Origin of the sequence: Pseudomonas sp. GXM4 (assembly GCF_008923895.1) — a bacterium.
Taxonomy (GTDB): Bacteria; Pseudomonadota; Gammaproteobacteria; order Pseudomonadales; family Pseudomonadaceae; genus Aquipseudomonas; species Aquipseudomonas atacamensis.
The window spans coordinates 1-8,226 of sequence record NZ_WBRZ01000240.1; the positions used below are offsets into that span (position 1 = coordinate 1).

General features: G+C 57.8%; 8 protein-coding genes. 5 read left to right on the forward strand and 3 right to left on the reverse strand.

The window, feature by feature from the left end; genetic code table 11:
* Positions 1–16: 16 nt before the first annotated feature.
* Both F8N49_RS22265 and F8N49_RS22270 read right to left on the reverse strand, forming a co-directional pair.
* Positions 17–1,372, reverse strand: a complete 1,356-nt coding sequence (locus F8N49_RS22265) for a HEPN domain-containing protein (RefSeq protein WP_151552617.1) — start codon at positions 1,370–1,372, stop codon at positions 17–19.
* Positions 1,373–2,022: 650 nt separating this feature from the next.
* The gene (locus tag F8N49_RS22270) at positions 2,023–2,940 is read right to left on the reverse strand and encodes a LysR family transcriptional regulator (RefSeq protein WP_151552619.1); all 918 of its coding nucleotides are present in this window, start codon (positions 2,938–2,940) and stop codon (positions 2,023–2,025) included.
* A gap of 145 nt (positions 2,941–3,085) precedes the next feature.
* Between F8N49_RS22270 and F8N49_RS22275 the strand changes: the two genes are divergently transcribed.
* The 4 genes from F8N49_RS22275 (at position 3,086) to F8N49_RS22290 (ending at position 7,117) form a co-directional block, all read left to right on the forward strand.
* Positions 3,086–4,132 carry an SDR family oxidoreductase gene (locus tag F8N49_RS22275; RefSeq protein ID WP_151552621.1) on the forward strand — a complete coding sequence of 349 codons (1,047 nt, stop codon included), beginning with the start codon at positions 3,086–3,088 and terminating at the stop codon, positions 4,130–4,132.
* A 57-nt stretch (positions 4,133–4,189) separates the two neighbouring features.
* The gene (locus F8N49_RS22280; RefSeq protein WP_151552623.1) at positions 4,190–5,500 is read left to right on the forward strand and encodes an NTP/NDP exchange transporter; all 1,311 of its coding nucleotides are present in this window, start codon (positions 4,190–4,192) and stop codon (positions 5,498–5,500) included.
* Between the two features lie 83 nt (positions 5,501–5,583).
* Positions 5,584–6,126, forward strand: a complete 543-nt coding sequence (locus F8N49_RS22285; protein WP_151552625.1) for an AAA family ATPase — start codon at positions 5,584–5,586, stop codon at positions 6,124–6,126.
* 88 nt (positions 6,127–6,214) lie between these two features.
* Positions 6,215–7,117: a bestrophin family protein gene (locus F8N49_RS22290; protein WP_024012629.1), complete on the forward strand. Its 903-nt coding sequence runs from the start codon at positions 6,215–6,217 to the stop codon at positions 7,115–7,117.
* Between the two features lie 43 nt (positions 7,118–7,160).
* Here F8N49_RS22290 and F8N49_RS22295 read toward each other — a convergent pair whose 3' ends face one another.
* Complete coding sequence (locus F8N49_RS22295; protein ID WP_071171971.1) at positions 7,161–7,460, reverse strand: hypothetical protein; 300 nt, start codon at positions 7,458–7,460, stop codon at positions 7,161–7,163.
* A 185-nt stretch (positions 7,461–7,645) separates the two neighbouring features.
* Here F8N49_RS22295 and F8N49_RS22300 point away from each other — a divergent pair, with 185 nt between their 5' ends.
* Entirely contained in the window at positions 7,646–8,182 is a 537-nt protein-coding gene (locus F8N49_RS22300) for a DapH/DapD/GlmU-related protein (RefSeq protein ID WP_256675494.1), read from the forward strand.
* Positions 8,183–8,226: the final 44 nt, after the last annotated feature.

Genomic DNA, 8,226 nt, shown 5'->3' on the forward strand with positions numbered 1-8,226 from the left:
CAACTGAGACTGTAAATTAATGTGAGATATCAAATTCGCTCCAATCAGGAATAGTGCCGTTGTGCAAAATGGTTTTTATTAAGTCGGCGCAGATCGAGAATGCTTGAGTCAAGATAACTCGTTCGTCAACCTTCAAGCCGCAAATCTTTCGTGAATCTTTGGGTTGCTGACCGTTGTGTACCATTGAGCTTCTATAATGGTAGGTGGCTTTCACAATGTCACGAATTCGATTGCGTTCGTTCGCATCACCACCAAGCATTCTAGTTGTGCGTGTGGTGACCTTATGAGTAACTTCATTTGTTTCGTTCCCGCCGGTCAAAGACTCTAATGCAATCGCGAGGTCGATTGCTATATCTCCCAAGCTACCTCTGCGAAGCGCGAGATTGAAACGTTCCAAAGCTACCCGAATCTGTAATTTTGTTTTTGCGTCTAATCGATGAAACTCGGAAAGCATTGCTGGGATTTTTACCGCGTCTTTAGAATCGCGACATTGCCCTGTGAGTGGGACAACTTCAATTGATCGGGTTCCCCACGCGCTTAAAAAGTCACCATAGAATTTCAGGTCAGGATCTTCATACTCCATCCATATGGCTGTTCCTATAACAGGGCTCGGCCCAGCCAATGTCATAATCAATGAAATGTCATGGAACTCCTTTTTTAGCGCAGCAATAGCATCCCTGTCATGTGCTAACTCGTCCCAGTGTTTCTGGCCAATCTCGTACTTTTGAACGGCATGCTGCAACTTAAGTGTTCCTACCAGCGCTCCACCAGGTGCGTCACTGACTATACGTGGAACTGTCCAGCTGCGTTTAATACCTCTGTCCGCACCCGGAGTAAAAAACTTTTTTTGCGCACTTTCAGGTAGTTGAGCTATGGGTAATAGCTGAATTGCCTCAGTCAATTGCAATGGCTCGTGAATTGAAAGCCCCCAAAGAGTCTCAATTAGCAAGACATTGCTATTGTCTGCCGCTATGACTCGTTGTAGCCAAGTGATGGCTTCTGAGGTGCATCCACTTGCTTTTGCTCGATGCAGCAAGGCCTCAAGGCAATTAGCTGGATAGATCCCTTTTCGTCCAGATTCTGTTTTGAGGATATAATTGACTGCCCCAGGAAATCTCTGGTCACTCGTCAATATTGGTTCCATTTTCCTCTTGAGATTATTGAGCAGCATGATGGCGGGCTTAACAATTTGTATATCATTGGATGCCAGTGCGCTCGTCAGTGGTACAGTTCCATAGGGTGTTTGCACGCTACTATTCATTGCTATATCTAGAGCGTAGCTCAACTTGTCCACCTGTTTTCCTAAGTGGCTGTCCTGCATCCTGCCCCGTGATTCGCTTTCAGTTCCTTGCAGTGTAGTGCTATTTGGCATTAGCTATTCCTAGTCTGATCAGCTTCCGAACGGGTAGGTTAGGTAAACGAAGTTTAATCCGTCGGTTTGGTTAACTTGACGGAGATTGCAAACGGCGATTAGGCGAGTTTAGGACAGGCAGCCCCCTGACTACTAGGGTGTCAGTGACCGACTATCAAAGCAGCGCGGTGGTCGGATCCAATTATTTTCATATCGAGATATCATCTGAGGGTCGCCATACCGTCAGACCATCTGCTGGTGCCGGAGATACGCGTAATCGCTTTTGACAGTGCCTAGCCCAACGCTTGACTACTGATGGGGCTGTACCTGCACGATTATCCGTGATGATCGACAGTCGCTGAAAGACACGTTCGGGGTTGAAGGCACATAGCTGACGGATCCCGCTGATGGCGGGTAGTACTGCGACTTCGGCACAGCAATGCACGTTGAAGGCGCTCACCATGATGCCGCGTAATTGGCATTTTGCTTGGATCCCGTGCTGCGAGGAAGCAACCGACGCTATCCAGATTCTGTAGCCAGATCGTGACTCCTGAGGGCATAGCCTAGTAGGTTGATTCCGTGAAACTTGCGAATGTCCGCTTTTGGCCGATTGCTGCCAGTCGCCATGGGCGCTCTGCTGCCAAGCCATGCATTCGCCTCACGAAACAGCGTTAGACACCTGCACTCTCCGCACTCTCCCCTTCCCCCCGCAAAAAATCCACAAACGCCCTCAGCGGCGAAGGCATGTGGCGGCGGCCGTGGTAGTAAAGAAACGGACCGTCGAATGTCTGCCACCAGTCCTCGAGAATCGGCACCAGTCGACCATCGGAGAGTGGCTCGCGTAGAAAATCCTCGAAGGTATAGACGATGCCCAGCCCGTTGATGGCCGAGCGAATCGTCAGATCGTGCGACGACGTCAGCAGTTGCCCCTGAGGCGGGATACGCACGATACGGCCGTCTCGATGGAACTCGAATACGCCGACTTTGCCACTCTCGAAGCGATGGCCAAGCAGGTCATGGCCCGGCAGTTCTTCGGGGTGAGTGGGCGTACCGCGTTCAGCCAGATAGCGCGGGGCGGCGGCTGCAACGAAGCGTTGGCGACGCGGGCCGATGGGCACGGCGATCATGTCCTTGGCCAGGCTCTCTTCATAGCGCACGCCGGCGTCATAGCCGCCAGCGTTGACGTCGACAAAGGTGTTGTCCATGACGACTTCGACACTGATCCCTGGATAAAGGCGCAGAAAACGCGCCAGCAGGTCGGGCAACAGAAAGCGTGCCACCGGCACTGGCACGTTGAGTTTGAGCGTGCCGACCGGGCGCTGAGCGTCGTCGTCCAGATCGTTGAAAGCGGCGTCGATTTCTTGCAAGGCCGGGCGCAGGCGCTCGAGCAATCGTTCGCCGGCCGCCGTCGGCGTGACGCTGCGCGTGGTTCGATTGAGCAGGCGCACACCCAGGTCGCTTTCCAGCCGACGCATGCAGTCGCTCAACGACGAGGCGGATAAACCGCGCTTTTGCGCGGCAGCACGAAATCCCCCCGCCTCGACCACCGCAGCAAATATCGATACATCGGTAAGGTTTGGTTTACGCATGGACGCTTCCTCCGCAAGCGACTGACTGTACGCCATGCCGTACGGGCCATCCACCAACGCCCGACTTATCCTCGGGCACTCGTACACCGATACTGCTCACTCGCCCCGCCAAGCGGGAACCTGTCACGCGAATGAGAATCCCCCGATGAGCCATTCACCCGCTACGCCGAGCAATACCGCGACCCAACGCCTCCTCAAGGCCACCCGAATGCTGTTCGCCATTTCCGCGATGGCCGGCACACTGGCTGCGCAGGCGACTTCCCGAACGGAGCCGAAGCCGGACTGGTCAACCCACGACATGCCCAGCCAGAAAGGCCGCATTGTGCTGGTGACCGGGGGAACCAGCGGCATGGGCTATGAAGACGCGCTGGCCCTGACGCGCGCCGGTGCCGAGGTGATCATCGCCGCACGCAACGCCGAGCGCGGCCGCGAAGCGATCACGAAGATCAAGCAAGCCGTGCCCGAGGCGCGGGTGCAATTCGAAACGCTGGACCTTGCCAATCTGCAATCGGTGCGCGACCTCGCCAACCGTCTGCAAGGGCGCCTGCCGAGGCTCGACGTGCTGATCAACAATGCCGCGATCATGTCGCCGCCTGTTCGAGGCGTTTCCGCCGATGGCTACGAGATGCAATTGGCGACCAATTACCTGGGGCATTTCGCCCTGACCGGCCTGCTGATGCCCCTGCTACGCAAAAGCAACGATGCTCGGGTGGTCAGCCTGTCGAGCATCGCCGCCGGGCGCGCAAGCCTGAACTTCGATGACCTGCAGGCTGAGCACAGTTACGACCCTTTCGCCAGCTACAGCCAATCGAAACTGGCGGTTCTGAAGTGGAGTATCGAGCTGCAGCAGCGCAGCGATGCCGCCGGTTGGGGGATACGCAGCATCGCCGCGCACCCCGGCGTTGCCGTGACCGAGCTGATCGCCCGTGGGCCTGGCCTGGACAGTGAATTCGGCAAACAATGGGCTGTAGAGCGGGACCTGTATCATTCCGCAGCGCAGGGCGCGCTGCCCACGCTGTATGCGGCGACGGCGCTGGAGGCGGTTGGCGGCGCCTACTACGGGCCTACCGGTGATAACGAGAAGCGCGGGCCGCTGGGCTTCGCCAAGATGCCGCCGGCCGCTGCCGATCGCTCGAATTCGGCCACACTATGGCAACTCTCCGAGCGACTGACCGGCGTCACCTACCGCTGACCGCCCGGCACGGGCAGGCCCCGTGCCATTGCCCCGCCACTCCCACAGGAGCGCAACATGGATACGTCTCTTCTCGCCCACCGCGCCGGCGCCATCATCAATGCCGAGGCTGACGAGCTGCGCCCTGCGCTCAACGGTTTTCTGCTGTTCGTTTGCCTGTTCGCCGGCTATTTCATGCTCCGTCCGATCCGCGAATCGATGGGCATCACTGCCGGCGTCGAGAACTTGCAGTGGCTGTTCACCGCGACCTTCCTGGTCATGCTGGCGGCCGTTCCGCTGTTCGCCTGGCTCAGCGCACACGTACCGCGCCTGCATTTCGTGGACTGGGTATACGGGTTCTTCTGCACCAATCTGCTGTTGTTCGCCGCCTTGTTCCTCGGCGAGGAAAGCCCGTGGCTGGCGCGCGTGTTTTACGTGTGGATATCGGTCTACAACCTGTTTGTCGTATCGGTCGCCTGGAGCCTGATGGCCGATGTATTCGACAGTGCCCAGGCCAAACGTCTGTTCGCGTTCATCGCGGCGGGCGCCAGCGTCGGCGGCCTGAGTGGCCCTGCGCTGAGCGCCTTGCTGATCGGTCCGCTGGGCGAGTCCGGCCTGATGCTGCTGGCCGCTGTTCTGCTCGGCGCTGCGATGTGGTTCAAGCGCCAGCTGATGCGCTGGCGTGAACGGGGTGGCGCAGGACGCCCCGATGCCGCGCCGAGCGAAAGCCCTCGCAGGCCGTTGCCGGGCAATCCGTTCAGCGGTATTACGGCCGTTCTGAAATCACCCTATCTGCTCGGCATTTGCGGCTTTGTGGTGCTGCTGGCGACAGTCTCCACCTTCCTTTACTTCGAGCAGGCACGCGTCGTCGCCGAACACTTCCCGGACCGCGAGGCGCAGGTGCGCGTGTTCGGCATCATCGACTTTGTCGTACAGGCGGGCGCCCTGCTCTGTCAGCTGTTCATCACTGGACGCCTCGCGCAAAGGCTCGGCGTCGGCGTGCTGTTGGCCATGGTGCCGCTGGTCATGTGCGCGGGGTTTATCGGACTGATCTTCGCGCCCAGTTTTGGCCTGATCGCCGCGCTGATGATCGTGCGCCGCATCGGTGAGTACGCCTTCGTGCGCCCAGGCCGGGAGATGCTGTTCGCCCCGCTCGATGCCGAGAGCAAGTACAAGGCAAAGAACTTCATCGACACCGTGGTCTACCGCGCCGGCGACGCCATCAGTGCCTGGGCAAAAAGCGCGCTGGACGCCCTCAGCCAAGGTGCAGGCATGGCAGCGCTGGTCGGCGCGTTGTGTGCACTGCTGTGGGGTCTGCTGGGGTGGCGGCTCGGCGAGCGGGCGGACCGCCGAGCCAGTGTGGGGGGAGCGCGGCAAAACCCAGCGTAGCGTTCAACGGTCATTGACTGAGACAGGCATTGCCGTAGAATCGCCCGCCCAAAAATCAGCTTGCAGAGCGAGAAGGAGCTTCGATGCAACGGGTGATGATTGTTGGTCAGCCTGGGTCTGGCAAAAGTACGTTGGCGCGCAAGCTTGGTGAGTGCACGGGGTTGCCGGTCGTGCATATCGACACGATCCATTGGCAGCCAGGCTGGATCGAGCGAAGCCCGGATGAGAAGACCCGACTTTGCCTGGAGGTCGAGGCGCGCGAGCGCTGGATATTCGAAGGTGGCCATTCAACCACTTGGGAAAATCGCATCGCCCGTGCAGATCTGCTGATCTGGATCGATCGTTCGCCACCGCTTCGATTCTTGCGCGTCCTGCGTAGAACGCTGCTCAACCACGGTCAGTCTCGGCCCGACTTGCCGGAAAACTGCCCCGAACAGCTGGCGAACCTGCCGGAGTTTCTAAAGTTCATGTGGCGGACGAGAAAAACCTCGCGAGCCAAAATGCGCCAATTCGTGTCAACGGCGCCATCGGCTTGCCGGGTGGTTCATCTGCGGTCGAATCGAGAGACGAGGATATTTCTTGAAAGCATTCGCCCTGCACAGGGCCAGACTTTACAGACTGACTGACGGCTGACCGCTCCACCAGGGAACTGCCGGTGCCAGGCATCGTCCGAGCTTAAGCGTTTAAGCAAACTGCTCGCCACGAGGTTTCCGTTTGAAAGCTGCCATCGTCAAAAAATACCGTCTGATCATCAAGACCCTGGGTTACGTGGGCTGGTCTTTGTTCTGGTTGCTGCTCTGGGACATCGCCGTCACCGTCGACTTCATGCTGTTTCTCAACGCCAAGCTGAATCTGCCGCTGATGCCGCTGACCTTGCTCGGTTCGGCGTTGATCGTATTGATCAGTTTTCGCAACAGCAGCGCTTACAACCGCTGGTGGGAAGCGCGGACGCTGTGGGGGTCGATGATCAACAATTCCCGCAGCTTCGCCCGGCAGGTGCTGACGCTGCTGGACGACGCTGGTGGCGAGGTGAATCCGGTCAAATCCACGCTGTTGCGCCGCCATGTTGCTTATGTGAATTGTCTTGCCGCGCACCTGCAAGGTCAGCCATGTCCCGACGAGGTGCGGGCGTTTATTCCCGCCGAAGAATTCGCCCGCAGTGGCACAACCAATAACTTTGCCAACGATATCCTCACCGGCTCGGCGACTTTGCTCGCTCGCGAATACAAGGCCGGGCACCTGGACAGTATTCGCCTGGCGCGGCTTGAGTCGACGCTGGTGGATCTGTCCAACAGCCAAGGCGGCATGGAGCGGATCGCCAACACCCCGCTGCCCTACCCTTATGTGTATTTCCCACGGCTGTTCATTTCGCTGTTCTGCCTGATCGTCCCGATAGGTCTGGTGGAATCCCTCGGCTGGTTCACGCCGCTGGCGTCGACCGTGGTCGGGTTCATGCTGCTGGCCATCGAACGCATCGGCACCGATCTGCAGAGTCCGTTCCGCCACAGCGAACACCAGATTCAAATGGAAGCGCTGTGCGAAACCATCGAAAAGAATTTGCAATCGATGCAGCGTGATTCCTTGGGGGATGTGCGCAGGGTTGAGGAGCCCGCTTGAGGCGCTGCTTAAGCAGCAGCGCTTTTCATCAGATGCGGAGCGGCTATTGACGAGTGTCCGCCGCCTCGGCCGGGTAAAACTCGCCCTGCTTGCCCATTTCTTCGAGTCGTTCGCGCGCTACCGCCTCAACACGTGCCACTGCTTCTCGATCGTCAGGGTCAACCAACTGCAAGCACAGGCGTCGGACATTCTGATCATGGGTTCCCTCGCTGAGCATTTCGTGGGTGAAGACTTGTTCAGCACGCCATAGGCATAACTGGGTATGGGTCCCGCCGAGCCATATCTCGTTGATTGATCTCAGATCAGTGGTAGCCAGTTGATCTACGGTAATTGTCTTATCCATTGCGCCGTACCTTGAAAATGCTTGTACAGGTACGACTGGCAGGCGTAGCGAGTCGTTCAAGTCGTCGACAGTCCACCCACGCCCCACTCTCACTTATTCGGAAGACTCTTATGAAATCGCCAAAAATCGAAGATTACATCGCTCAATGGCCATTACTGGGCGTGGACTCCGCTGCCCCTTGAGCGGTGGTTCAGGATTGCGAGAGCCGGATTCTGAAATTGCTTGAAACGCTCGGCCCGGGATACCGGCGCCACGGCTATTGTGCGATTCATGAAACCGCCATGGTTGAGCAAGGCGCCGTTCTCAAAGGCGCAATCATCATCGGCGAGGGCTGTTTCGTGGCGGCGGGCGCTTATCTTCGCGGTGGTGTGTATCTCGGCAGAAACTGCATTGTTGGCCCCAGCTGTGAGCTGAAAAGTACCTTCATGCTCGATGGCAGCAAGCTTGCCCACTTCAACTTCGTCGGCGACTCATTGATTGGCGAAGCGGTAAATATTGAAGCCGGCGCGATCATCGCCAACTACCGGAACGAACTGGACGGGGCTGATATCAGGATCCGCCATGAAGATCAGGTGATCGACACAGGCGTCAGCAAGTTCGGAGCGCTGGTGGGTGACGGCTGCAAGATTGGCGCAAACGCTGTGATTGCTCCTGGCGCTTTGTTGCGGCCCGATACGCGTGTTCCTCGCTTGGGGTTGATTGATCAGTTTGCTTACGATTAAAACGAAATGTGTACTCAGGAATTGAATCGCCGTCGCGCGGGGCT

Excerpts from the sequence above, each read along its gene's own strand:
- F8N49_RS22265 (WP_151552617.1), bottom strand. The coding sequence starts at position 1,372 with ATGCCAAATAGCACTACACTGCAAGGAACTGAAAGCGAATCACGGGGC.
- F8N49_RS22275 (WP_151552621.1), top strand. The coding sequence starts at position 3,086 with ATGAGCCATTCACCCGCTACGCCGAGCAATACCGCGACCCAACGCCTC.
- F8N49_RS22280 (WP_151552623.1), top strand. The coding sequence starts at position 4,190 with ATGGATACGTCTCTTCTCGCCCACCGCGCCGGCGCCATCATCAATGCC.
- F8N49_RS22295 (WP_071171971.1), bottom strand. The coding sequence starts at position 7,460 with ATGGATAAGACAATTACCGTAGATCAACTGGCTACCACTGATCTGAGA.
- F8N49_RS22285 (WP_151552625.1), top strand. The coding sequence starts at position 5,584 with ATGCAACGGGTGATGATTGTTGGTCAGCCTGGGTCTGGCAAAAGTACG.
- F8N49_RS22270 (WP_151552619.1), bottom strand. The coding sequence starts at position 2,940 with ATGCGTAAACCAAACCTTACCGATGTATCGATATTTGCTGCGGTGGTC.